This is a genomic window from Labedella populi (assembly GCF_004078655.1).
Taxonomy (GTDB): domain Bacteria; phylum Actinomycetota; class Actinomycetes; order Actinomycetales; family Microbacteriaceae; genus Labedella; species Labedella populi.
The window spans coordinates 332,946-357,680 of sequence record NZ_RZNC01000003.1; the positions used below are offsets into that span (position 1 = coordinate 332,946).

Here is a 24,735-nt window from a genome sequence, read left to right on the forward strand (position 1 = left end):
CTCGCGCTCTGAGTGAAAGAACCTGCATGCCTGTCCCGATCACCCCGGACTCCAACCCCCTCCGGCACGAATCCGACCGTCGCCTCAACCGCATCGCGGGACCGAGCGGCCTGGTCATCTTCGGCGTCACGGGAGACCTGTCGCGCAAGAAGCTGATGCCTGCGGTCTACGACCTCGCCAACCGCGGTCTGCTCCCACCGGGCTTCGCGCTCGTCGGGTTCGCCCGGCGGGACTGGGAGGACCAGGACTTCATGGAGGTCGTGCACGAATCCGTGAAGAAGTACGCCCGCACCGAGTTCCGCGAGGAGGTGTGGGAGCAGCTCGCGCAGGGCATCCGTTTCGTCCCCGGCGAGTTCGGCGACGACGCGGCCTTCCAGCAGCTCAAGGAGACGATCGAGGAGCTCGACGAGGACCGCGGGACCATGGGAAACCACGCGTTCTACCTCTCGATCCCCCCGAAGGCCTTCCCCCAGGTGACGGAGCAGTTGCGTCGCTCCGGACTCGCCGAGCAGAAGGAGGGCCAGTGGCGACGCGTCGTCATCGAGAAGCCCTTCGGGAGCAACCTGCAGACGGCACGCGAACTGAACGCGGTCGTCGAGTCGGTGTTCCCGGCGGACAGCGTCTTCCGCATCGACCACTACCTCGGCAAGGAGACGGTCCAGAACATCCTGGCCCTCCGATTCGCGAATCAGCTCTACGAGCCGATTTGGAATGCCAACTACGTCGACCACGTACAAATCACGATGGCCGAGGACATCGGGGTGGGTGGCCGCGCAGGGTACTACGACGGGATCGGAGCGGCCCGCGACGTCATCCAGAACCACATCCTCCAGCTTCTCGCTCTCACCGCGATGGAGGAGCCGATCGCCTTCGACGCCGCAGCACTGCGAGCCGAGAAGGAGAAGGTCCTCGCGGCGGTGTCCCTGCCGAAGGACCTCGGCGCCGCCACGGCCCGCGGCCAGTACGCCGGCGGGTGGCAGGGTGGCGAGCGGGTTCCCGGCTTCCTCGACGAAGAGGGGATGAACCCGGAGTCGACGACCGAGACGTTCGCCGCGATGCGACTCGACATCAACACTCGGAGATGGTCCGGTGTGCCGTTCTACTTGCGGACCGGCAAACGCCTCGGTCGCCGCGTCACCGAGATCGCGGTCGTCTTCAAGCGGGCTCCCCAGCACCTCTTCGCGGACTCGCAGACCTCCGAGCTCGGGCAGAACGCTCTCGTCATCCGTGTTCAGCCCGATGAGGGCGTCACGATCCGATTCGGTTCGAAGGTGCCGGGCGCCGGCATGCAGGTGCGTGACGTGACGATGGACTTCGGTTACGGGCACGCGTTCACCGAGGCGAGCCCCGAGGCATACGAGCGACTCATCCTCGATGTGCTGCTCGGCGACCCGCCGCTCTTCCCCCGTCACGAAGAGGTCGAACTCTCGTGGAAGATCCTCGATCCCATCGAGGAGTTCTGGGCCGCTCAGGGCGGTCCACTCGAACAGTACGCCCCCGGATCCTGGGGGCCCTCGTCGGCCGACGCGCTCATCGAGCGCGACGGCAGAAGCTGGAGACGCCCGTGATCGTCGACCTTCCCGACACCACCATCAGTGCGGTGTCGAAAACCCTCGTGACCTTGCGCGAGGACGGCGGAGCCGTCGCCCTCGGCCGCGTCCTCACCCTCGTCATCGTCTCCTCCGACGGTGAGGAGGAAGAGGCCATCGAGGCGGCGAACGATGCGTCCCGGGAGCACCCGATGCGCGTCATCGTCGTGTGTCGGGTCGACGCGTCCTCCTCGGATCCCCGACTGGACGCCGAGATCCGCGTCGGCGGCGACGCCGGTGCGAGTGAAGTCATCATCCTCCGCGCCCACGGTGAGGCGGCGAGCAACGAGGAGAGCCTCGTCACCGGCCTTCTGCTGCCCGACGCGCCGGTCGTCGCATGGTGGCCCAGTAAGCCCCCGCAGGACGTCGCACGCTCCCCCATCGGCGCGATCGCTCAGCGGCGCATCACCGATTCCTCGACCGACGAGGACCCGGAAGCCGCTCTGCTCCGCCTCGCGAAGCATTACAAGCCGGGCGACACGGATTTCGCGTGGACTCGACTGACGCTGTGGCGCGCGCAACTGGCCGCGGTGCTCGATCAGCCTCCGTACGAGGATGTCACGGCGGTATCCGTGTCCGGCGCGTCGGACTCCCCCTCGACCATCCTGCTCGCCGCCTGGCTGCAGCTCGCCCTCGGCGTGGACGTCGAGCACGAGTTCACCACCGGTCGCTCGGGCATCGGCGGGATCCACGGCGTCACGCTGACCCGCGCGAGCGGAGACATCTCGCTCGCGCGCCCCGAGTCGACGATCGCCTCTCTCGAGCAACCCGACCAGCCGACGCATGACATCGCGCTTCCTCGGCGCACCCTGCGCGACTGCCTGGCGGAGGAGCTCCGCAGACTCGACCCCGACGTGCTCTACGGCGCGGTCCTGACGACGGGACTGCCACACTTCCTTGCGGAGACGACCACGGTGAAGGGAGCCGCCGCAGTATGAGCAACGAACGGCGTGTCCTCGTCCATGCGGATGCCGAGGCCCTCGCCGCCTCCATCACGGCTCGATTCCTCACGAAGATCATCGATCTCCTCGATGAGCGGGAGCGCATCAACGTCGTGCTCGAAGGCGGTCGCATGGGCGTACGCGTGCTCGAGACGATCAACGCCTCGCCTGCTCGGGATGGTGTCGACTGGAGCCGGGTCCACTTCTGGTGGTGCGACGAACGGTGGGTACCGGCGGGCGACGACGACCGCAACGACACGAAAGCCCGGCGGGCACTCCTCGACCACATCGATCAGCCGGCCGACTGCGTGCACGCCTTCGCCGCGTCCGATGAGGGCCTGACCCTCGAGGAAGCGGCGGCCGCCTACTCGGACGAACTCGCGGCTCACGCCGAGGGAGACTCGAGCCTCCCCACGTTCGACATCACCTTCTTGGGAGTCGGTCCCGACGGCCACACGGCGTCCTTGTTCCCGGACCGCGCCGAGATCTCGGAGCGCGAGGCGAACGTCGTCGCGGTGCTGAACGCGCCGAAGCCGCCGCCGGAGCGACTGTCGCTCACTCGTCACGTCCTCAACTCGTCGCAGCGGATCTGGGTCGAGATGTCGGGAGCGGACAAGGCCTCGGTGCTCGGGCTCGCCCTCGCGGGCGCGGCGTACACGGAGGTTCCGATCGCCGGGATCAAGGGGCGCAAACGCACCGTCTTCTTCGTCGACGACGCGGCCGCCTCGGAGGTGCCGGAGCACCTCATCGCTCCCGACTACTGACGTCGAGGTACGACAGAAGGCCCCAACCGGATTCCCGGTCGGGGCCTTCTGTCGTGGTGGGTCATACCCTGTTCTCGACGCGTCTGTCTCGTGACGTCATCTCAGTCACGACGACGCAGAATGGGCGTCACGCCGAGGTGCCGCGGCGCTCTCGCAACTGGCGGAGCGCATCGTCGAGGAGCTGCTCAGCTTCCTCCTCCGTGCGGCGCTCCTTCACGTAGGCGAGGTGCGTCTTGTACGGCTCGAGTTTGCTGACTTCAGGCGGGTTGTTCCGATCGCGGCCCGCCGGCAGCCCGGACGACGGGCTGTCGATGACATCCGGGATCTCCTCGTCCGGCAGGTTCGCCGCAAAGTACTTCACCGTCTCATTGCCGAGAGCGTCCCAGTACGAGATCGCGATGCGATCGGCATGGTAGCCGTGATCCTGTTCGCCCATCGGGCCGGCGCCGACACGCGAGCCCCTGATGGCACTTCCTCCTGCAGCCATGCGTTCCTCCTAGACGGCCGTCGCGAACTTCGTGAGAAGCCCGAGGACGACGATACTTGCGAACCACACCAGGCCGAGAATAACGGTGATGCGATTCAGGTTGCGCTCCGCGACCCCGGATGCACCGAGGTTCGAGCCCATACCGCCGCCGAACATGTCGGAGAGACCACCGCCACGACCCTTGTGAAGCAGGATCAGGAACGTCAGCAGGAGGCTGGTGATGCCCAGCACGACCTGGAGGACGACTTGCAGAATATCCACGGAGGACCTTTCTTCGACGGGCGCGGTGATCCGAGGGCCGCCGTCAAGTATAACCGGACGGTCCGCGGGTCAGACGCCGACGTGCTTCTGGAAGCGGACGATGCTCGCGAACTCGTTCACGTCGAGGCTCGCGCCACCGACGAGAGCGCCGTCGACATTCGGCTCGCGCATGAACCCAGCGATGTTCGACGACTTCACCGAGCCACCGTAGAGGATCCGCGTCCGCGCGGCCGCATCCTCTCCGAGGAGCTCACGGATGACCGAGCGCAGAGCGGCAGCGACCTGCTCAGCCTGGTCGGGCGTCGCCGCCTGACCCGAGCCGATCGCCCACACGGGCTCGTATGCCACGACGATGTCCGCCGCTGCGCCGAGACCGTCGAGGGCGACACGGAGCTGCGCGACCGGGACGGCGCTCGGTCCGTGCTTCTCGAGGTCCTCGGCCGTCTCGCCGACGCAGATCACCGGCACGAGGCCGTGCTTCACGGCCGCGGCCGTCTTCGCTGCGACGACGGAGTCGTCCTCCCCGTGCAGGGTCCGACGTTCCGAGTGGCCGATGATGACGTAGGTGCAGTCGAGCTGCGAGAGGAACGCCCCGGAGATCTCCCCGGTGTAGGCACCCGAGTCGTGCATCGACACGTCCTGAGCACCGAAGGCGATCGGGAGCTTGTCGGCTGCGATCAACGTCTGCACGGAACGCAGGTCCGTGAACGGCGGGAACACGGCGACCTCCGCGGACTCGACGTCGTGCGACGCATCCTTGAGCGTCCACGCGAGCTTCTGGACGAACGCGATCGCCTGCAGGTGATCGAGGTTCATCTTCCAGTTGCCCGCGAGGAGCGGGACCCTGTTCACTGCCATCCGAGGACCTCCAGTCCCGGGAGACGCTTGCCCTCGAGGAACTCGAGACTCGCGCCGCCGCCTGTTGAAATGTGACCGAACCGGTCGTCGGAGAAGCCGAGCGCCCGGACCGCTGCAGCGGAATCACCGCCGCCGACGACCCCGAGGCCGTCGACCTCGGTGAGCGCTTGCGCGACCGCCTTCGTACCCGCCGCGAACGGTTCGAGCTCGAAGACGCCCATGGGCCCGTTCCAGAAGACCGTCTTCGATGCGGCGATGCGCTCCGCGAAGGCTGCGGAGGTCTCCGGACCGATGTCGAGGCCGAGCCCCGCCGCCCCGAAGGGTGTCGACTCGATCGCGTCTGCGGCCGTCACTTCGTGCGCCGCATCGGCGGCGAACTTCTCCGCCACCACGACGTCGGTCGGAAGCACGATTTCGACACCCCGCTCCTTCGCATCCGCGATGTAACCCTTGACGGTGTCGATCTGGTCGGCTTCGAGGAGGCTCGAGCCCACGGAGTGGCCGAGGGCGGCGAGGAACGTGAACAGCATCCCGCCGCCGATGAGCAGCGAGTCGACCCGCGGCAGGAGGTGCCCGATCACGCCGAGCTTGTCCGAGACCTTGGACCCGCCGAGCACGACGGTATAGGGGCGCTCGGGATTCTCGGTCAACCGATCGAGCACCTCGAGTTCCGCCGCGATCAACAGCCCCGCGGCACTCGGGAGCGCTGAAGCGAGCTCGAAGACGCTCGCCTGCTTCCGATGCACGACTCCGAAGCCGTCGGACACGAAGGCATCGCCGAACGCCGCGAGCTTCTCCGCGAAGGCACGACGCTCCTCCGCGTCCTTGCTCGTCTCCGCCGCGTTGAAGCGGAGGTTCTCGAGCAGGGCCACGTCCCCCTCGCCCAGTCCGGCGACCGTCTCGGCCGCGGAGTCGCCGACGGTGTCCGCCGCGAAGGCGACGGGCTTGCCGAGCAGCTCGCTCAGTCGCTGGGCGACCGGGGCGAGGGTGTACTTCGGGTTCGGCTCGCCGTCGGGACGCCCGAGGTGCGAGATCACGACGACGCGAGCGCCCTGGTTGACGATCGCGTTGATCGTGGCGAGAGAGGCCCGCACACGGCCATCGTCCGTGATGACCCCGTCCTTGACAGGAACGTTGAGGTCACAACGGATGATGACGCGCTTGCCTGCGAGCGATCCCAGTGAATCGAGGGTGCGCAGAGTCACGGTTGTCTCAGAGACGGTCGGCGACGTACTCGGTCAGGTCGACGAGACGGTTGGAGTAGCCCCACTCGTTGTCGTACCACGCCGAGAGCTTGACCTGGTTGCCGAGGACGCGGAGCAGACCGGAGTCGAAGATGGCCGAGTGCGGGTCGGTCACGATGTCGCTCGAGACGATCTCGTCCTCCGTGTACTTGAGGATGCCCTTCAACGGGCCCTCGGCGGCCTCCTTGTAAGCGGCCTTCACCTCGTCGACCGTCACGGGGGTCTTGGTCTCGACCGTGAGGTCGGTGATCGAGCCCGTGGGGATCGGGACGCGGAGGGCGAAGCCGTCGAGCTTGCCCTTGAGTTCGGGGAGAACGAGGCCGATGGCCTTCGCGGCACCCGTGGACGTGGGGACGATGTTGACGGCGGCGGCACGAGCACGACGGAGGTCGCTGTGCGGTCCGTCCTGCAGGTTCTGGTCCGCAGTGTAGGCGTGGACCGTGGTCATGAGACCGCGCTCGATGCCGAACTTGTCATTGAAGACCTTGGCGAGCGGCGCGAGGCAGTTCGTCGTGCACGAGGCGTTCGAGATGATGTGGTGGTTCGCGGGGTCGTACGAGTCCTCGTTGACGCCCATGACGAACGTCGCGTCCTCGCCCTTCGCGGGTGCCGAGATGAGGACCTTCTTCGCCCCGGCCTGGATGTGCTTGCGCGCGTCCTCGGCGTTCGTGAAGCGACCGGTCGACTCGATGACGATGTCGACGCCGAGTTCGCCCCACGGCAGGTTCGCGGGGTCACGCTCTTCGAAGACCTTGATGGACTTGCCGTCGACCGTGATCTGCTCGCCGTCGTAGTCGACCTCGGCGTTCAGGCGACCGGTGATCGAGTCGTACTTCAACAGGTGGGCGAGCGTCTTGTTGTCGGTGAGGTCGTTGACCGCGACGATCTCGAGCTCGCTGCCCTTGGCGAGGGCCGCGCGGAGGTAGTTGCGGCCGATGCGACCGAACCCGTTGATACCGATCTTTACTGACAAGAGTGACTCCTGTTTATGAGGCGCACGAAGCGCTGTTGTGCTGTCCGGATGGACGGTGGTGAGTTCGTGGACCCCGCCGACCCGCGAGCGGCCGGGCGGAGAAGAACGGGCCGTCTCCAGGGTGGAGCCCGGAGACGGCCCGATCGATTAAGACAGTACCAGCAGGCCGTTCGTCTTCTCACGAGCGGCGGTGAAGCGTGCTTGAACGTTCGACCAGTCGACGATGTTCCAGAACGCCTTGACGTAATCGGCACGCACGTTCTGGTAGTCGAGGTAGTACGCGTGCTCCCAGACGTCGAGCATGAGCAGCGGAACGAGGCCGAGCGGAACGTTGCCCTGCTGGTCGAACAGCTGGAACACGCTGATGCGCTGACCGATGACGTCCCACGCGAGGACGGACCAGCCGGAACCCTGCACGCCGAGAGCCGTCGCGGTGAAGTGCGCCTGGAATGCGTCGAACGAGCCGAACGCGTCGTCAAGCGCGGCGGCCAGTTCCCCGGTCGGCTTGTCGCCGCCGTTCGGCGACATGTTGGTCCAGAAGATGGAGTGGTTGACGTGTCCGCCGAGGTTGAACGCGAGGTCCTTCTCGAGCTTGTTCACGTTCGCGAGGTTGCCGGACCCGCGGGCTTCCGCGAGCTGGGCGAGCGCCGTGTTCGCGCCCGTGACGTAGGTCTGGTGGTGCTTCGAGTGGTGCAGCTCCATGATGCGTCCCGAGATGCTCGGTTCCAACGCACTGTAGTCATAAGCCAGATCGGGAAGTGTGTATTCAGCCATCGATATCTCCTCTTTCCCGCCCTTCACCCGAGTCGGCGGAGGGCCTTGAGCGACGAGTCGAGTCTACTCGCGCACGCCGATCGTGAGACCGGGTTGAAAGTCCCGTCACGACCGTCTGCTCACAGCTCGTCGAGGTCGGACGGGAGGTTCGCGGACGTCCCCGGAAGCCCGAGGTCCGAGGCCTTCTTGTCCGCCATCGCGAGCAAGCGACGGATCCGTCCCGCGATGGCGTCCTTCGTCATGGGAGGGTCGGCGTGATGGCCGAGTTCGTCGAGACTCGCGTCGCGGTGGGCGAGACGCAACCGCCCGGCGTAGGCGAGGTGTTCGGGGATGTCGTCCGCGAGGATCTCCATCGCCCTCTCGACGCGTGCACACGCCGCGACGGCGGCCTGCGCGGACCGGCGGAGGTTCGCATCGTCGAAGTTCACGAGCCGATTCGCGGTCGCTCGCACCTCTCGCCGCTGACGCATGGCCTCCCACGACGCGACGGTCTCCGCGGCTCCCATGAGGGACAGCATCGTGCTGATGGCCTCGCCGTCGCGGATGACGACCCGGTGCACGCCTCGGACCTCACGGGCCTTCGCTGTGACACCGAGCCGGCCGGCGGCGCCGACGAGAGCCATGGCCGACTCGTTCCCGGGACACGTCACCTCGAGAGCGGACGACCGCCCGGGGTCCGTGAGGGACCCGGCGGCCAGAAAGGCGCCGCGCCAGACCGCGGCGATCTCGTCGCGGGAACCCGTGGTCAGGCGGTTGGGCAATCCGCGGACCGGACGGCGACGTGCGTCGAGAAGACCCGTCTGCCGTGCGAGCGTCTCCCCACCCTCGATCACCCTGACGAGGTAGTACGGCGTGCGGCGCGACCCGGACGGGGACACGACCGAGCCCTCGCTGCGCATCCCGTAGAGCTCGACGAGGTCACGACGCACTCGCGTCGCGAGCTCCGGGGTCTCGAGCTCCGACTCGATCGCGATGCGACCGGAGATCACATGGAGTCCCCCGCTGAAGCGCAGGATCGACGCGAGTTCCGCGGCCCGCACCGACGTGCGCGATTCGCGCACGCGGGTGAGTTCCGCTTTGACGTCCGTCGTGAGGGCCAATCTTCGTCCTTCGTTCCGTGTTCGTGTGGTCGCTCGCGGCGACCGTCATTCGCGCCCGAGGTCACGGTGGTTGAGCGTCACCGCGACCCCGTCGAGCCGGGAGAGTCGGCTCGCCAGATACTCCGTCATCGCAACCGATCGGTGCTTGCCCCCGGTGCAGCCGAGGGCCAGGACGGCGTGACGCTTGTTCTCTCTCTGGTAGCCGTCGAGCACCGGCAGCAGCGCCTCGAGGTAGTGGTCGAGGAACTCCGTGGCCCCGTCGCGGCTCAGAACGTACTCGCTCACCTGTTCGTCGAGACCCGTCAGCGGCTTCAGTTCCGGAACCCAGAAGGGGTTGGGGAGGAAGCGCGCGTCGGCGACCATGTCCGCGTCGGGGGGCAGTCCGTACTTGAAGCCGAAGCTCATGATCGTGAGGTGGAGCGCGGGCGCCCCTTCCTCGGAGAACAAGTCCCGGATCTTGGTCGCGAGTTGGTGGATGTTCAGGTCCGATGTGTCGACGACGATGTCGCTCGATTCACGGATCGCTGCGAGACGACCACGCTCGATGCGGATGCCGTCGACGATCGTGCCCGAACCCTGCAGGGGGTGAGGGCGCCGCACGGCCTCGAAGCGGCGGACGAGGACGGCGTCGGACGCGTCAAGGAAGAGGATGCGCACGTGCGCTCCCCCGCGCAGACTCTGCACGATGTCCTGGAGGGCTGCGAAGAAGTCGCGACCGCGGACATCGACGACGGCGGCCACCCGCGGGATGGCGCCTTCCGCGCGTTCGGCGAGGTCCGTGAGCGGACGCAGCATCTGCGGCGGGAGGTTGTCGACGACGTACCAGTCGAGATCCTCGAGAACGTTCGCGGCGGTCGATCGACCGGCTCCGGACATGCCCGTGACGATCAGGACCTGCTGCGGAGTCGGAGGCTCCTCGACCATCCGCCACCTCGTTCCTTCACCTCGGTCTGAACGTCACCCAGCCTAGTCATTCCTCAGCCGGTCGTGGACGGCTGAGGCGAGCTGAGGGCCGATGCCCTTGACTTCGGCGATCTCGTCCGTCGTCGCCGAGCGGAGCCGGGACACGGAGCCGAAGGCCGTGAGGAGCTGCTTGACCCGGGACGGCCCGAGGCCGGGAATCTCTCCGAGGACCGACGAGATGTCACGCCGGCGTCGCTGCCGCTGGTAGCTGATGGCGAACCGATGGGCCTCGTCCCGTACGCGCTGGATCAGGAAGAGCGCCTCGCTCCCCCGCGGGAGGATCACCGGGAAGTCACTGTCGGGTACCCAGATCTCCTCGAGCCTCTTGGCGATCCCCGCGAGAGTGATCCCCTCGACCCCCGACTCCTCGAGAGCGCGTTGCGCAGCAGCGACCTGAGGGGCCCCGCCGTCGACGAGCAGCAGTTGAGGCGGATACGCGAACTTCTTGGGTTTCGCGACGGCCTCCACTTCGCCATCGGCGAGCGGGTCGGCGGGCGCCTCCGGCTCGTCCGGGTCGGGGGCTCCTCGCAGATACGCGAGGCGCCGTGTCAGGACCTGGTGGATCGAGTCCGTGTCGTCCGTCGACGAGGCGATCGAGAACCGGCGGTATTGATCCTTCCGAGGCAGACCGTCTTCGAACACGACCATCGACGCGACGATGTTGGTGCCCGAGAGGTGCGAGACGTCGTAGCACTCGATGCGGAGCGGCGCGTCCTCCATGCCGAGCGCCTCCTTGATGTCGCCGAGGGCGGCCGACCGGGCGACGAAGTCCCCGCTCCTGCGAGTCTTGTAAAGCTGGAGCGAGTGCTTCGCGTTGACGACGGCCGTCTCCATGAGCGCGACCTTCTCGCCGCGCTTGGCCACCTGGACCTTGACCTTGCCCCGACCGCGGCGTTCGCTCAGGAAGGTCTCCAATTCCGCGAGGTCCTCGGGAACCGCGGGGACGTAGATCTCCTTCGGGATGGACTCCCGACCGGCGTCGGCGTACGCGCGCAGCAACGTGCGCTCCACGAGTTCAGGAGTGTCGATGTCGAGTTCCTTGTCGACCGTCCAGGAGCGCACACCGCGTACGCGCCCGCCCCTCACGATGAACTGCTGCACGGCGGCGGACAGCTCGTCGTGCTCGAAGCCGAAGAGGTCGGCGTCGACACGGTCCGCGAGCACCACCGCGCTCTTCTCGAGGACGGCCTCCAACGCGAGCAGCCGATCGCGGTAGCGCGCTGCCGCTTCGTAGTCCTGCCGTTCCGCCGCCGCCTTCATCTTCTTGGTCGCGTCGGTCGTGAACCGGCGATCGTGACCCGACATGAAGGCGACGAAGTCGTCGACGATCTCACGATGCTCCTCGATCGTCACCCGACCGGAGCACGGCCCGCCACATCGCCCGATCTGTCCGGGGAAGCACGGGCGCCCCGACTGCATGGCCCGCTTGTAGCTCGAGTCGGAGCACGTCCGGATGGGGAAGGCCTTGATCATCAAATCGATCGTGTCATGCACCGCCCAGATCTTCGGGTAGGGACCGAAGTACTTGGCGCCGCGGATCTTCGTGTTCCGTGTGACCATCACCCGCGGCGCCTCGTCCCCGAGGGTGATGGCCATGAAGGGGTACGTCTTGTCGTCGCGGAACTTGACGTTGAAGGGCGGGTCGAGCTCCTTGATCCAGGTGTACTCGAGCTGAAGTGCCTCGATGTCGGAACCGACGACCGTCCACATGACGCCCGTCGCCGACGTGACCATGCGTCGAGTGCGTTCGTGCAGGGTGTGCAACGGCGCGAAGTAGTTCGAGAGTCGCGCCCGCAGGTTCTTCGCCTTGCCGACGTAGAGCACCCGTCCGCCCTCGCCGGTGAACCGGTACACCCCCGGCTCGGTGGGGATCTCGCCAGCCTTCGGCCGATACGTACGCGGATCCGCCATCCTCAGCCGGCCTTGCGGTTCAGTTCCCGCTCGGTGTCGAAGATCTCCTTGAGGAACACTCCCGTGTGGCTCTTCTTGACCGTCGCGAGCTTCTCGGGCGTGCCCGTCGCGAGCACGCGACCGCCCCCGGCTCCGCCCTCCGGACCCATGTCGATGAGCCAGTCGGCCGACTTGATGACATCGAGGTTGTGTTCGATGACGATGACGGTGTTGCCCTTGTCGACAAGGCTCCCGAGGACCAGCAGGAGCTTTCGGACGTCCTCGAAGTGGAGACCCGTGGTCGGTTCGTCGAGGACGTACACGCTGCGACCGTTCGTGCGGCGCTGGAGTTCTGTGGCGAGCTTGACGCGCTGTGCTTCACCGCCGGACAGGGTCGTGGCGCTTTGCCCGAGACGCACGTATCCGAGGCCGACGTCGACGAGGGTCTTGAGGAAGCGGTGGATCGACGAGATGGGTTCGAAGAACTCGGCCGCCTCGGCGATCGGCATGTCGAGCACCTCGGCGATGTTCTTGCCCTTGTAGTGCACCGTGAGCGTGTCGCGGTTGTACCGCGCTCCCCCGCACACCTCGCACGCGACGTAGACGTCGGGGAGGAAGTTCATCTCGATCTTGATCGTGCCGTCTCCGGAACACGCCTCGCAGCGGCCGCCCTTGACGTTGAAGCTGAAGCGACCGGGCTGATAACCGCGTGTCTTCGCCTCGACGGTTTCGGAGAACAGGGTACGGATCCGGTCGAACACACCCGTGTAGGTCGCGGGGTTGGACCTCGGGGTCCGTCCGATCGGCGCCTGGTCGACGTGGATGACCTTGTCGAGCTGCTCGAGCCCCGTGACGCGCGTGTGCTTCGCCGGCACCTTGCGCGCGCCGTTGAGCTTGTTCGCGAGCACTCGGTACAACACGTCGTTCACGAGCGAGGACTTACCGGATCCGCTTACTCCCGTGACGGCCGTGAACACGCCGAGCGGGAAGTCGACCGTCACGTTGCGCAGGTTGTTCGCCGAGGCGCCCACGACCGAGATCATGCGATCCGGATCGACGGGACGACGCCGCTCGGGGGTCTCGATCGACTTGCGCCCCGACAGGTAGTCTCCCGTGAGCGACGCGTGCTCGGCGACGAGCGACTCGTAGTCGCCGGAGTGCACGACGGTTCCGCCGTTGACGCCGGCACCGGGCCCGATATCGACGATCCAGTCAGCGGTGCGGATCGTGTCCTCGTCGTGCTCGACGACGATGAGCGTGTTGCCGAGGTCGCGCAGCTTGACGAGCGTCTCGATGAGACGGCGGTTGTCGCGCTGGTGCAGGCCGATGCTCGGTTCATCGAGCACGTAGAGGACACCGGTGAGTCCTGAGCCGATCTGCGTCGCCAGTCGGATGCGCTGAGCTTCTCCGCCCGACAACGAACCGGCGGAGCGCGCGAGATCGAGGTAGCCGAGGCCGACCTCGTTGAGGAAGTCGAGCCGGAGCTTGATCTCACGCAGGACCTGCGCCGCGATCTTGGCCTCTCGGTCGGTGAGGTCGAGCCGGTCCATGAAGGCCCGCGCGTCCTCGAGACTGAGGAGCGAGACGTCGGCGATGTTCTCGCCGTGGACGAGCACCGCGAGCACCTCCGGCTTCAACCGCTTGCCCTGGCAGACGGGGCAGTTGACCTCACGCAGGTACTCGGCCCACCGGCTGCGCTGCACGTCGGTCTCGGCCTGGAGGTACTGGCGCTCGATGTAGGGCATGACGCCCTCGAACCCCGACGAGTAGCTCATCTCCCGGCCGTACCGGTTGCGCCACTTGACCTTGACCTTGAAGTTCTCGCCGCGGAGGACCGCCTCCTGGACCCGCTTCGGGAGGTCCTTCCAGGGCGTGCTGAGGGAGAAGTCGAGGTCGCGGGCAAGACCCTCGAGGAGCTTCTCGTAGTACTGGTAGAGCCCCTTGCCCTGCGTCGTCCAGGGCACGATGACGCCCTCGTCGATGCTCAACGACCCGTCGCCGAGGAGGAGTTCGTCGTCGACGGCCATCTTCGTGCCGAGGCCGGAGCACTCGGGGCACGCCCCGAACGGCGCGTTGAACGAGAACGTCCGCGGCTCGATCTCCGTGAGTTGGATCGGGTGGTTGTTGGGGCAGGAGAGCTTCTCGGAGTAGGTCGTCGTGCTCTCGGGCCCCTGCTCGTCGACGAAGTTGATCTGGACGACGCCGTCGGTGAGTGAGAGCGCGGTCTCGAGCGAGTCGGTGAGGCGCGTGAGCGCGTCCGGGCCCGCGACGAGCCGGTCGACGACGACCGAGATGTCGTGCTTGTACGACTTCTTCAACGTAGGCGGGTCGCTCAACTGCACCGTCTCGCCGTCGACGACGGCGCGGGCGTAGCCCTTCGCGGACAACTCCTGGAAGAGGTCGACGAACTCGCCCTTCTTCTGCGACACGACCGGGCTCATGACCATGTAGCGCGTACCGGCTTCGAGGTTCATGAGCTGGTCGGCGATCTGCTGGACCGTCTGTCGCTGGATGCGTTCACCGCACACCGGGCAATGGGGCACGCCGATGCGCGCCCAGAGCAAACGCATGTAGTCGTACACCTCGGTGATCGTGCCGACCGTCGACCGCGGGTTGCGGTTCGTCGACTTCTGGTCGATGGAGACGGCGGGACTCAGGCCTTCGATGAAGTCGACGTCGGGGCGATCGACCTGCCCGAGGAACTGCCGGGCGTAGGCAGAGAGCGATTCGACGTAGCGGCGCTGGCCCTCAGCGAAGATCGTGTCGAACGCGAGAGACGACTTCCCCGAGCCCGAGAGCCCCGTGAAGACGACGAGGGAATCGCGAGGGATGTCGAGATCGACGTTCTGGAGATTGTGGACACGGGCACCACGGACACTGAGTTGCGCGCTCTGCTCTACTGGGGAAATCGACACCTCAAAAGTCTACGGTGACCCACTGACACTCGGTCCCGCTGGGCCCTCGCCCTCCGCGAACAGCGCGACGGCGAGATGGGTTCCGAGGCGCCGCGTCGGCACCCCGGAGCCCATCGTTCGCGTACGTCAGGCGTGTCCGGCCTTCTCCATCTGCCGGAGCTCACGCTTGAGTTCGGCGACCTCGTCCCGCAGTCGACCCGCGAGCTCGAACTTGAGTTCAGCGGCGGCCGCGAGCATCTGACCGTTGAGGTCCGCGATGATCGCCTCGAGATTGTTCGCCCCTTCCGCGGCGAGTCCTTCGCGGCGGAGGTTCGGAGTCGGGCTCTTCTTCTTGCCTTCACGACCGGCGAGCATACGAGCCGTGTCCTCCCCCTCACGCGCGAGCATGCCGGTGATGTCGGCGATCTTCTTACGCAAGGGGGTGGGGTCGATCCCGTGCTCGGCGTTGTAGGCGAGTTGACGCTCACGTCGCCGATCGGTCTCCTCGATGGCCCGCTTCATCGAGTCCGTGAGCACGTCGGCATACATGTGAACCTCACCGGACACGTTGCGGGCGGCACGTCCGATCGTCTGGATGAGCGAGGTGGACGAGCGGAGGAAGCCCTCCTTGTCGGCGTCGAGGATCGCCACGAGCGAGACCTCCGGGAGGTCGAGACCCTCACGGAGGAGGTTGATGCCGACGAGCACGTCGTAGACGCCCGCGCGCAGCTCGGACAGCAGTTCGACGCGGCGCAGCGTGTCGACGTCCGAGTGCAGGTAGCGCACACGGACCCCTGCCTCCGTGAGGAAGTCCGTGAGCTCCTCGGCCATCTTCTTCGTGAGGGTCGTGACGAGTACCCTCTCGTCGCGCTCCGCCCGTGCGACGATCTGCTCGAGCAGGTCGTCGATCTGCCCCTTGGAGGGCTTGACGACGATCTGAGGGTCGACGAGCCCCGTCGGTCGGATGATCTGCTCCACGACGCCGTCCGCGATACCCATCTCATACCGACCGGGGGTGGCTGACAGGTAGACCGTCTGTCCCACGCGGGACTTGAACTCGTCCCACGTGAGCGGACGGTTGTCCATTGCGCTCGGGAGCCGGAAACCGTGCTCGACGAGGGTTCGCTTGCGCGACGCGTCGCCCTCGAACATGGCGCCGATCTGGGGTACCGTCACGTGCGACTCGTCGATGACGGTGAGGAAGTCGTCCGGGAAGTAATCGAGGAGGCAGTTCGGGGCCTGCCCGGGAGAACGCCCGTCGATGTGGCGAGAGTAGTTCTCGATGCCGGAGCAGAATCCGATCTGCTGCATCATCTCCAGGTCGAAGTTCGTGCGCATACGGAGGCGTTGCGCCTCGAGGAGCTTGCCTTGCTTCTCGAGCTCGGCGAGGCGCTCCTCCAACTCGATCTGGATCGTTCCGATGGCGCGCTGCATGGTGGCAGGGCTCGCGGCGTAGTGCGTCGCGGGGAAGATCGACACCGCTTCGAGCTTCTTCACGACGTCTCCCGTGAGGGGATGCAGAGCGTAGAGAGCCTCGATCTCGTCACCGAACATCTCGATCCGGATGGCGAGCTCCTCATACACCGGGATGATCTCGATGGTGTCGCCGCGGACGCGGAAGTTACCGCGCGAGAAGTCGACGTCGTTGCGGTTGTACTGCATGCCGATGAAGGAGCGGATGAGCCGGTCGCGACCGATCGAGTCGCCGACGTGCAGCGCCACCATCGCCTCGAGATATTCCTCGGCCGCCCCGAGCCCGTAGATGCAGGACACCGTCGACACCACGACAACATCGCGGCGCGACAGGAGCGAGTTGGTCGTGGAGTGACGGAGCCGTTCGACCTCAGAGTTGATCGACGAGTCCTTCTCGATGAAAGTGTCCGTCTGGGGGACGTACGCCTCCGGCTGGTAGTAGTCGTAGTAGGACACGAAGTACTCGACCGAATTGTTCGGCAGCAGCTCCCGGAATTCGTTCGCCAACTGCGCGGCGAGGGTCTTGTTGTGGGCGAGAACGAGGGTGGGACGCTGCGTCGCCTCAATGAGCCACGCCGTGGTCGCGGACTTTCCCGTACCGGTTGCGCCGAGGAGGACGACATCGGTCTCGCCCGCATTGATGCGTCCCGCGAGTTCGGCGATCGCGCCGGGCTGGTCACCGCTCGGCTTGTACTCGCTGACGACCTCGAAGGGGTTCACGGAGCGTGTCGGTTGCATGCTCCGATTCTAAATCCCGCCACCGACACCGGGTCCGAGATGACACCAGTCAGCCGGATCCCTCCGCCAGCGGTGTCTGTCACCGATCCGAGGACGGCGACGAATCCCGCGGCGCGTGTCACAGGCGGCCCGACCGCAATTCGTTCCACAACGCATCGACCTGGGCGGTCGTCTCGTCGATGCTCCCCGTCGTGTCGATGAGCACGTCGGCGACGGCGCGACGCTCCTCGTCGCTCGCTTGGGCGGCGACACGGCGCTCCGCCTCACCTCGATCGAGCCCTCGGATGACCACGAGCCGGTCGACACGAGTTCTCGCATCGGCATCCGCGACGACGACGAGGTCGAACGAGTGGTCCACCCCCGTCTCCACGAGCAACGGGACGTCGTACACGGCGATGGACTCGGGATCCGCGCGGCCGATCTCGGAGAGACGCGCGGCGGCGAGCCGACGGACCTCCGGATGCACGATCGCGTTGAGCTCGGCTCGAGCCGAGTCGTCAGAGAACACGATCGCTCCGAGTGCGGGACGATCGAGCGATCCGTCGTCGGTGAGGACCGCTTGCCCGAACCGCTCGGCGACGGCCCGGAGCCCGGGAGACCCCGGCGCCACAGCCTCACGCGACAGCACATCGGCATCGACGATCGAGGCTCCGAGCTCCGCGAGACGGCGCGAGATCGTCGACTTGCCCGAGGCGATGCCGCCGGTGAGGGCGATGACCCTCATGGCTCAGCGAGCCGCGAGCTGTGTCTCGAGGTACGTGATCGCGACCTTGCGCGCCTCGTCGAGGAGCCACGGGTCACCGTCGGACTCGGCATCGAACGCGAGTCGCTGAAGTGAGCGCGAGAGCTCGATGGCGACGGCCACACGGGCGCTCCAGGCGGCGTCCTCCGGAAGACCGAACTGAGCGAGCTGCCCGACGACGGCATCGACGTAGGAGGTCGTACGCAGGCTGTACTTCTCCTGGCTCTCCTCATCGGCGAGCACACGGTACTGCGTCGCGCGGTAGCCCGGGACGGTGCGACGAGCGAGGACGTTGGTGTCGGTGAGGATCTCGAACGTCTGCGTCCACGTCGTCGGCTCCGCCGCCTCGAGTGCCTCGATGCACATCTCGATGTATCTCTTCGTCATGTAGTCGAAGACCCCGAGCATGAGCGCGACGCGGTCCGGGAAGAACCGGTAAACGGTCCCGATCGCCATCTCGGCCCGCTTCGCCACCTCCGCGGTCGTCACACCCGCGTGGCCGGTCTCATCGATGATCTCCCCGCATACGCGGAGGATCGTCTCGAGGCTGAGCCGGCTGCGCTCCTGCTGCGGACTGTTGCGCAGATCCGCGGACTCCGCGTAATCGAGAGCGAGGAACCGTCGCAATGGGTCGACATTCACTAGGTTCTGGTCCTTCTCGTTGGTTCGAGTGGTGAGCACGGAGACCTCGGGGTATGGGACGGAAGTACAGGCTCACCCTAGCATCAGCCGGTCGCCCGGCCCGCCCGCGCGACACGCAATCGGCAGCGACATCTTCGATGTGTCCGCTCCGGCGGTGAACGCCGGAGCATCTCGCCGGAGACGCAGAATGGTGCGGTGCCCCAGTCGGGGCACCGCACCATTCATCTGTCGAGCAACCGGTCGAACCGGCCTCACGAGCCGCGAGGACTCACGAATCGCCGGATCTCAGGCGTTGGTGGAACTCAGGAATTGCTGGAGAGCTTCTCACGGAGGGCCGCGAGCGACTCGTCGTCGGCGAGGGTGCCGGCTCCGGTCGACTCGCTCGAGAAGGTCGATCCGGTCGAGCCCTCGTTCGAGGCCTCCTCGGAGGCGGCCGTGGCGACCTGACGCTTGTGGGCCTCCCAGCGAGCCTGGGCTGCAGCGTAGTCCTGCTCCCACTTCTCGCGCTGGGCCTCGAAGCCTTCCTTCCACTCGTTCGTCTCAGGGTCGAAGCCCTCGGGGTACTTGTAGTTCCCCTGCTCGTCGTACTCCGTGAGCATGCCGTAGAGCGCCGGGTCGAACTCGGTGCCTTCGGGGTCGACGCCCTCGTTCGCCTGCTTGAGGGAGAGCGAGATGCGGCGACGCTCGAGATCGATGTCGATGACCTTGACGAAGACCTCTTCGCCGACCGACACGACCTGCTCGGCGAGCTCGACGTGCTTGCCGGAGAGCTCCGAGATGTGCACGAGGCCCTCGATGCCGTCCGCGACGCGCACGAAGGCGCCGAACGGGACGAGCTTCGTGACCTTACCCGGGGCGACCTGACCGATCGCGTGGGTGCGGGCGAAGACCTGCCACGGGTCCTCCTGCGTCGCCTTGAGCGAGAGGGAGACACGCTCGCGGTCGAGGTCGACCTCCAGGATCTCGACGGTGACCTCCTGGCCCACCTCGACGACCTCGGAGGCGTGCTCGATGTGCTTCCAGCTGAGCTCCGAGACGTGGACGAGACCGTCGACGCCGCCGAGGTCCACGAACGCACCGAAGTTGACGATCGAGGAGACGACGCCCTTGCGGACCTGGCCCTTCTGGAGGTTGTTCAGGAAGGTCGTGCGGCTCTCGGACTGCGTCTGCTCGAGCAGGGCGCGGCGCGACAGGACCACGTTGTTGCGGTTCTTGTCGAGCTCGAGGATCTTGGCCTCGATCTCCTGGCCGAGGTACGGCGTGAGGTCGCGGACGCGACGCAGCTCGATGAGCGAAGCCGGGAGGAAGCCACGAAGACCGATGTCGACGATGAGGCCGCCCTTGACGACCTCGATGACCGAGCCGGTGACGACGCCGTCGGCGTCCTTGATCTTCTCGACGTCACCCCAGGCGCGCTCGTACTGTGCGCGCTTCTTGGACAGGATGAGGCGGCCTTCCTTGTCCTCCTTCTGGAGGACGAGGGCTTCGACGGTGTCGCCGACGTTGACGACCTCGGAGGGGTCGACGTCGTGCTTGATCGAAAGTTCGCGCGAGGGGATGACACCCTCGGTCTTGTATCCCACGTCGAGGAGGACCTCGTCGCGGTCGATCTTCACAACAGTGCCTTCGATGAGGTCACCGTCGTTGAAGAACTTCAGAGTCTTCTCGACCGCGGCAAGGAAGTCTTCAGCAGAGCCGATGTCGTTGATAGCGACCTGCTTGGTTGCCTTTTCGGTCGTTGCGGTTGTCATGTAGTGGGTGCTCCAGTATTGGATGGATATCGGGCCGAGCATGTGGACGCAAGCATCCAGTGTGCAGGGCAGGCGGATAGGCGTCGCGAGTGCGACGCTCCATCATAGCTTTTCCTCGGCACCGATTCCAAGCACCGCGAGCCGTCTCCCGAGGGGTACGGCGGACGATCGGATGAGTCGTCCACGTCACGCCCCCCACGCTTACCCGAGCAGAGCCGCGCGCAGCGTGTCGAGGCCCACGCCGCCGAGGTCGAGCGCGCGCTTGTGAAACGCCTTCATGTCGAAGGCGTCGCCCTCCCGCGAACGGGATTCGTCGCGGATCTGCTCCCAGATGCGCTGACCCACCTTGTAGGACGGAGCCTGACCCGGCCACCCGAGATAACGATTGACCTCGAAGCGCACGAAACCGTCGTTCATGTTGACGTTGCGGCCCATGAAGTCGAAGGCGTACTCGGCATTCCAGGGGCCCGACCCGTCCGGCAGCTGCTTCTCGAGGTGGACGCCGATGTCGAGGACCACGCGTGCCGCCCGCATGCGCTGTCCGTCGAGCATCCCCAGACGGTCCGCCGGGTCGTCGAGGTACCCGAGTTCCTGCATGAGCCGCTCGGCGTACAGCGCCCAGCCCTCGGCGTGACCGGAGGTGCCCGCGAGCTGACGCCGCCACGTGTTGAGCATCGCGCGGTTGTAGACGGCCTGACCCAACTGCAGATGATGGCCCGGCACGCCCTCGTGGTAGACGGTCGTGAGCTCACGCCACGTGTCGAACTCCGTCACGCCTTCCGGCACGGACCACCACATCCGCCCGGGCCGCGAGAAGTCGTCGGACGGGCTCGTGTAGTAGATCCCGCCCTCCTGCGTCGGCGCGATCATGCACTCGAGGCGCTTGACGGGATCGGGGATGTCGAAGTGCGATCGGGAGAGTTCGTCGACCGCCCGATCGCTCGTCTCCTGCATCCATGTCCGGAGCGCATCGGTGCCGTGGAGCTTGCGGCTCGAGTCGGCGTCGAGGTGCTCGATGGCCTCGAGCACGCCGGCCCCCGGCTTGATGAGATCCGCGATCGACTCCTGCTCGGCGACCATGCGGGCGAGCTCCTCGATACCCCACTCGTAGGTCTCGTCGAGATCGATCGTCGCCCCGAGGAACTTGCGCGACTGGATGGCGTAGATCTCGCGGCCGACCGCGTCCTTCTCCGTAGCCGCGGGTTCGAGTTCACGCGCGAAGAAGTCCGCGAGTTCCTGGTACGCCACCGAGGCCTCGCCCGCCCGACGCGTCAACTCGTTGGCGAGGGATGCGGGCAGTTGTCCATCCTCGGGCGTCGCATTCGCCGCGAGACCGGCGAAGAAGCCGTCCCCATCGGCGAGCTTCTTCGCCTGCTCGAAGACCTCGCGCACTTGACGCTTGGCGGGGACGACACCGCGACGTATGCCCTCGCGGAGCGACTCGATGTACCCGTCGATCGCTCCTGAGACGTTCCCGAGTCGAGTCGACACGGTCTCCCAGTCATCCACGGTCGAGGTCGGCATGAGGTCGAAGACCTCGCGGATGCCTTGAGCGGGCGACGCGATCACGTTGAGGTCACGCAAGTGGAGGCCGGCCTCGAACTCCTCGATGTCGAGGGCGAGGGAGGCACGGAGATCGGCCTTGGTGACCTCGTCGACCGAGTCGGTCGCCGGGAGCGCGTCGAGGGCCGCGATGGTCCGCGACGCGGCCGCGACGTAGTCCTCCCGGCCCGAGGGCGAGAAGTCTCCGTACCCTCCGGAGTCCGCCATACCGCCGATCCAGACGGCGACGAGCGGATCGAGCTCCGCGAGGGTCGCGACCCAGTCCTCGGCCACTGCGTCGATGGCGCTCGGCGTGCGCGAAGGCTGCTCCCCCGTCGACATGTCGGCGCCGGCTCGGATCGGTTGTGCGTTTTCCGTCATGCTCGCGAGCCTATGCCGCGAGATGACGGCCGGGCAATCCGACCGGCCCTCGCCACATCAGTGCGCCGCGGCGTCCCAATTCTGGCCGTGACCGAGCTGGACCTCGAGAGGGACGGACAGCGCTGCGGCGCCCGCCATCCGGCCGCGGACGATCTCCTCGACCGTGTCGGCCTCCGCCTTGTCGACTTCGAAGATGAGCTCGTCGTGGACCGTCATGAGCATGCGTGACCGCAATCCCTGGTCGACCAGGTCGTTCTCGACGCGGATCATCGCGAACTTCATGATGTCCGCGGCCGAGCCCTGGATGGGCGAGTTGAGGGCGGCTCGTTCCGCGTTGTCGCGCAACACCCGGTTGGGGCTCGACAATTCGGGGAACGGCCGACGTCGACCGAAGATGGTTGTTGTGTAGCCGTCGACCTTGGCCTGCACCACAACGTTCCGCAGGTAATCGCGCACGGCTCCGAAACGCTCGAAGTAGTCGGCCATGAGGACCTTCGCCTCGGACTGCTCGATGCGCAACTGCTTGGAGAGACCGAAGGCGCTCAGACCGTACGCGAGGCCGTACGACATCGCCTTGACCTTCGTACGCATGAGCGCTGTGACGTCCGCCGGTTCCACGCCGAAGATCCGCGAACCGACGAAGCGGTGGAGGTCTTCTCCCGAACGGAACGCCTCGATGAGCCCCTCGTCTCCGGAGAGGTGCGCCATGATCCGCATCTCGATCTGCGAATAGTCGGCGGTGAGCAGCGTGTCGTACCCCTCGCCGACACGGAACGACTGCCGGATACGGCGGCCCTCCTCCGTGCGGATGGGGATGTTCTGGAGGTTCGGGTCGGTCGACGAGATGCGCCCCGTCGTCGTGCCGCTCTGGACGTAGCGCGTGTGGATCCGCCCGTCGTCCGCGATCGAGGTGTCGAGCGTCTCGACGATCTGCCGCAACTTGGTCGCGTCGCGATGCTGCAGGAGCAGGTCGAGGAACGGGTGCGGATTGCTCGACTGGAGGTCCGCAAGGGCGCCGGCGTCCGTCGAGTAACCCGTCTTGTTGGCCCGGGTCTTCGGCATTCCGAGCTGATCGAAGAGCACCTCCTGCAGTTGCTTGGGCGACCCGAGATTGACCTCCCGCCCGATCTCGGCGAATGCCTGCTGCGCGAGATCGCTCGCGCGCGCTCCGAGACCGGCCGACAGCTCGGCGAGCGAGTCGTGATCCACGGAGACGCCGCGCAGTTCCATGGCGGCGATGACGAGGAGCGTGGGCATCTCGATGTCGCGCATGACGCCGAGGGATCCCGGGTCGAGAGCCGTCTCGAGGTGCGCGACGATGCGGCCGGTGAACCATGCCTCCGTCGCGACGGACGGTGCGTCGTCCGCCGGGACGAGCTGGTTCGGGTCGGCGACGGGCAGCTCCTCGTCGAGCAGCTTCGTGGTGAGGTCGCCGAGGCTCGCCTCCTTCGCGCCGGGAGACAGCAGCCACGCGCCGATCTGGGTGTCGAACGCGAGGCCGTCGAACGCGACTCCGGCGCGCGCGAGCGCCTTCACCTGTGGCTTGGCGTCATGCATGAGCTTCGGAGCATCGCTCGCGAGCCACTCCTCGAAGGGCGCGTAGTCGGCGCCCCTCGGCTGCCACGGCAACAGGACCGTCTCGGTCTCGCTCGCGACGCCGGCAGCGATCGGGCGACCGTCGATCGACTCGATGCGCAGACCCAGTCCCCCGGGGTTCGCCGCGCTCGCCCGCCGGAGCCAGCCGCGCAATTCCTCGTCGAGCAGATGTTGCGGCACGGGCGCGGAGATGCGGGGGGCCGTGACGGCGGGCTCACCGCCGTCCATGCCCTCGAGCTTGAGGACCCGTTCGAGAAGCGTTCGGAATTCGAGGCGGCCGAAGACGTCCCGCACTTCCTGCTCGTCGATGGGGCGTTTCTCGAGCGCCTCGATTCCGACTCCGACCTCGACGTCGGTCACGAGACGGTTGAGGCGCCGGTTCCGGATGGCGTTCTCCTTGTGCTCGCGGAGGCTCTCGCCGACCTTGCCGGAGATCTTGTCGGCGTTCTCGAGGATCCCGTCGAGGCTCCCGTAGAGGCCGAGCCACTTGACGGCGGTCTTCTCCCCCACCTTCGGGACGCCCGGGAGGTTGTCGCTCGTCTCACCGACGAGAGCGGCGACCTCGGGGTACTGATGCGGTTCGATGCCGTACCGGTCTCGGACCTTGTCAGGGTCGTAGCGGGTGAGATCGGAGACGCCCTGGCGCGACGGGTAGAGGAGTGTCACGTCGTCGTTCACGAGTTGGATCGTGTCGCGGTCGCCGGAGACGAGGAGGACGCGATACCCCTGCTCGCGGCCGCGGACGGCGAGCGTGGCGAGGACGTCGTCGGCCTCGTAGTCCTCGATCGAGATGGTCGAGATGTTCATGGCCTTGAGGGCGTCCTGGAGGAGGGGCACCTGCCCGATGAATTCGGACGGCGTCTCTCCACGCGTCCCCTTGTACTCCGGGTACTCGCGCGTCCGAAAACTGAAGCGGGAGATGTCGAACGCGACGGCGAGGTGCGTCGGCTTCTCGGCCTTGAGGAGGTTGATGAGCATCGCGATGAAGCCGTGGATCGCGTTCGTGTGCTGGCCGTCTCGGGTCTGGAAACTGTCGACCGGGAGCGCGTAGAACGCCCGGAACGCGAGGGAGTGGCCGTCGATGACGAGGAGGGTAGGCTTTTCGTTGTCCGACACACGCCCAGCCTACAAG

Annotated in this window: 19 protein-coding genes; 3 read left to right on the forward strand and 16 right to left on the reverse strand. The window is 66.6% G+C overall.

What is annotated here, in order from left to right:
- Positions 1-26: 26 nt before the first annotated feature.
- From zwf to pgl, 3 genes are read left to right on the forward strand one after another with little or no spacing between them, the layout of a single operon-like run.
- Entirely contained in the window at positions 27-1,568 is a 1,542-nt protein-coding gene (gene zwf / locus ELQ92_RS10125) for a glucose-6-phosphate dehydrogenase (protein WP_128498844.1), read from the forward strand.
- Positions 1,565-2,527, forward strand: coding sequence for a glucose-6-phosphate dehydrogenase assembly protein OpcA (locus ELQ92_RS10130; protein ID WP_128498845.1), 963 nt, complete (start codon positions 1,565-1,567; stop codon positions 2,525-2,527). The genes zwf and ELQ92_RS10130 overlap by 4 nt, the downstream gene beginning before the upstream one ends.
- Positions 2,524-3,294 carry a 6-phosphogluconolactonase gene (pgl, locus tag ELQ92_RS10135; protein WP_128498846.1) on the forward strand — a complete coding sequence of 257 codons (771 nt, stop codon included), beginning with the start codon at positions 2,524-2,526 and terminating at the stop codon, positions 3,292-3,294. Before ELQ92_RS10130 ends, pgl begins: the two co-directional genes overlap by 4 nt.
- A gap of 127 nt (positions 3,295-3,421) precedes the next feature.
- Here the strand turns inward: pgl and ELQ92_RS10140 are convergent, their stop codons facing one another.
- The 16 genes from ELQ92_RS10140 to polA form a co-directional block, all read right to left on the reverse strand.
- Positions 3,422-3,781: an RNA polymerase-binding protein RbpA gene (locus tag ELQ92_RS10140; RefSeq protein ID WP_128498847.1), complete on the reverse strand. Its 360-nt coding sequence runs from the start codon at positions 3,779-3,781 to the stop codon at positions 3,422-3,424.
- A 9-nt stretch (positions 3,782-3,790) separates the two neighbouring features.
- Positions 3,791-4,042: a preprotein translocase subunit SecG gene (gene secG / locus ELQ92_RS10145; RefSeq protein ID WP_128498848.1), complete on the reverse strand. Its 252-nt coding sequence runs from the start codon at positions 4,040-4,042 to the stop codon at positions 3,791-3,793.
- Positions 4,043-4,111: 69 nt separating this feature from the next.
- Positions 4,112-4,900, reverse strand: coding sequence for a triose-phosphate isomerase (gene tpiA / locus ELQ92_RS10150; RefSeq protein WP_128498849.1), 789 nt, complete (start codon positions 4,898-4,900; stop codon positions 4,112-4,114).
- Entirely contained in the window at positions 4,891-6,105 is a 1,215-nt protein-coding gene (locus ELQ92_RS10155; RefSeq protein WP_128498850.1) for a phosphoglycerate kinase, read from the reverse strand. The genes tpiA and ELQ92_RS10155 overlap by 10 nt, the downstream gene beginning before the upstream one ends.
- A 7-nt stretch (positions 6,106-6,112) precedes the next feature.
- Positions 6,113-7,117: a type I glyceraldehyde-3-phosphate dehydrogenase gene (gene gap / locus ELQ92_RS10160; RefSeq protein ID WP_128498851.1), complete on the reverse strand. Its 1,005-nt coding sequence runs from the start codon at positions 7,115-7,117 to the stop codon at positions 6,113-6,115.
- A 147-nt stretch (positions 7,118-7,264) separates the two neighbouring features.
- On the reverse strand, positions 7,265-7,891 hold the full coding sequence (locus tag ELQ92_RS10165; RefSeq protein WP_128498852.1) for a superoxide dismutase: 627 nt from the start codon (positions 7,889-7,891) through the stop codon (positions 7,265-7,267).
- 119 nt (positions 7,892-8,010) lie between these two features.
- Positions 8,011-8,991: a DNA-binding protein WhiA gene (gene whiA, locus ELQ92_RS10170; protein WP_128498853.1), complete on the reverse strand. Its 981-nt coding sequence runs from the start codon at positions 8,989-8,991 to the stop codon at positions 8,011-8,013.
- A gap of 45 nt (positions 8,992-9,036) precedes the next feature.
- Entirely contained in the window at positions 9,037-9,915 is an 879-nt protein-coding gene (gene rapZ, locus ELQ92_RS10175; RefSeq protein WP_128498854.1) for an RNase adapter RapZ, read from the reverse strand.
- Between the two features lie 42 nt (positions 9,916-9,957).
- The gene (gene uvrC, locus ELQ92_RS10180) at positions 9,958-11,865 is read right to left on the reverse strand and encodes an excinuclease ABC subunit UvrC (RefSeq protein ID WP_128498855.1); all 1,908 of its coding nucleotides are present in this window, start codon (positions 11,863-11,865) and stop codon (positions 9,958-9,960) included.
- Between the two features lie 2 nt (positions 11,866-11,867).
- A complete protein-coding gene (gene uvrA, locus ELQ92_RS10185) occupies positions 11,868-14,759 on the reverse strand; it encodes an excinuclease ABC subunit UvrA (RefSeq protein WP_128498856.1) in 2,892 nt (963 codons plus the stop codon).
- A gap of 126 nt (positions 14,760-14,885) precedes the next feature.
- Positions 14,886-16,949 carry an excinuclease ABC subunit UvrB gene (uvrB, locus tag ELQ92_RS10190; protein ID WP_128498857.1) on the reverse strand — a complete coding sequence of 688 codons (2,064 nt, stop codon included), beginning with the start codon at positions 16,947-16,949 and terminating at the stop codon, positions 14,886-14,888.
- 118 nt (positions 16,950-17,067) lie between these two features.
- Positions 17,068-17,673, reverse strand: coding sequence for a dephospho-CoA kinase (gene coaE, locus ELQ92_RS10195; protein ID WP_128498858.1), 606 nt, complete (start codon positions 17,671-17,673; stop codon positions 17,068-17,070).
- 3 nt (positions 17,674-17,676) lie between these two features.
- Positions 17,677-18,333, reverse strand: a complete 657-nt coding sequence (locus ELQ92_RS10200; RefSeq protein WP_166426765.1) for a TetR/AcrR family transcriptional regulator — start codon at positions 18,331-18,333, stop codon at positions 17,677-17,679.
- Between the two features lie 302 nt (positions 18,334-18,635).
- Entirely contained in the window at positions 18,636-20,084 is a 1,449-nt protein-coding gene (rpsA, locus tag ELQ92_RS10205) for a 30S ribosomal protein S1 (protein WP_128498860.1), read from the reverse strand.
- Between the two features lie 201 nt (positions 20,085-20,285).
- Entirely contained in the window at positions 20,286-21,968 is a 1,683-nt protein-coding gene (locus tag ELQ92_RS10210) for a DUF885 domain-containing protein (protein WP_243694995.1), read from the reverse strand.
- A 96-nt stretch (positions 21,969-22,064) separates the two neighbouring features.
- Positions 22,065-24,719 (reverse strand): DNA polymerase I, encoded by a 2,655-nt coding sequence (gene polA, locus ELQ92_RS10215; RefSeq protein ID WP_128498862.1) that lies wholly within the window; start codon positions 24,717-24,719, stop codon positions 22,065-22,067.
- Positions 24,720-24,735: the final 16 nt, after the last annotated feature.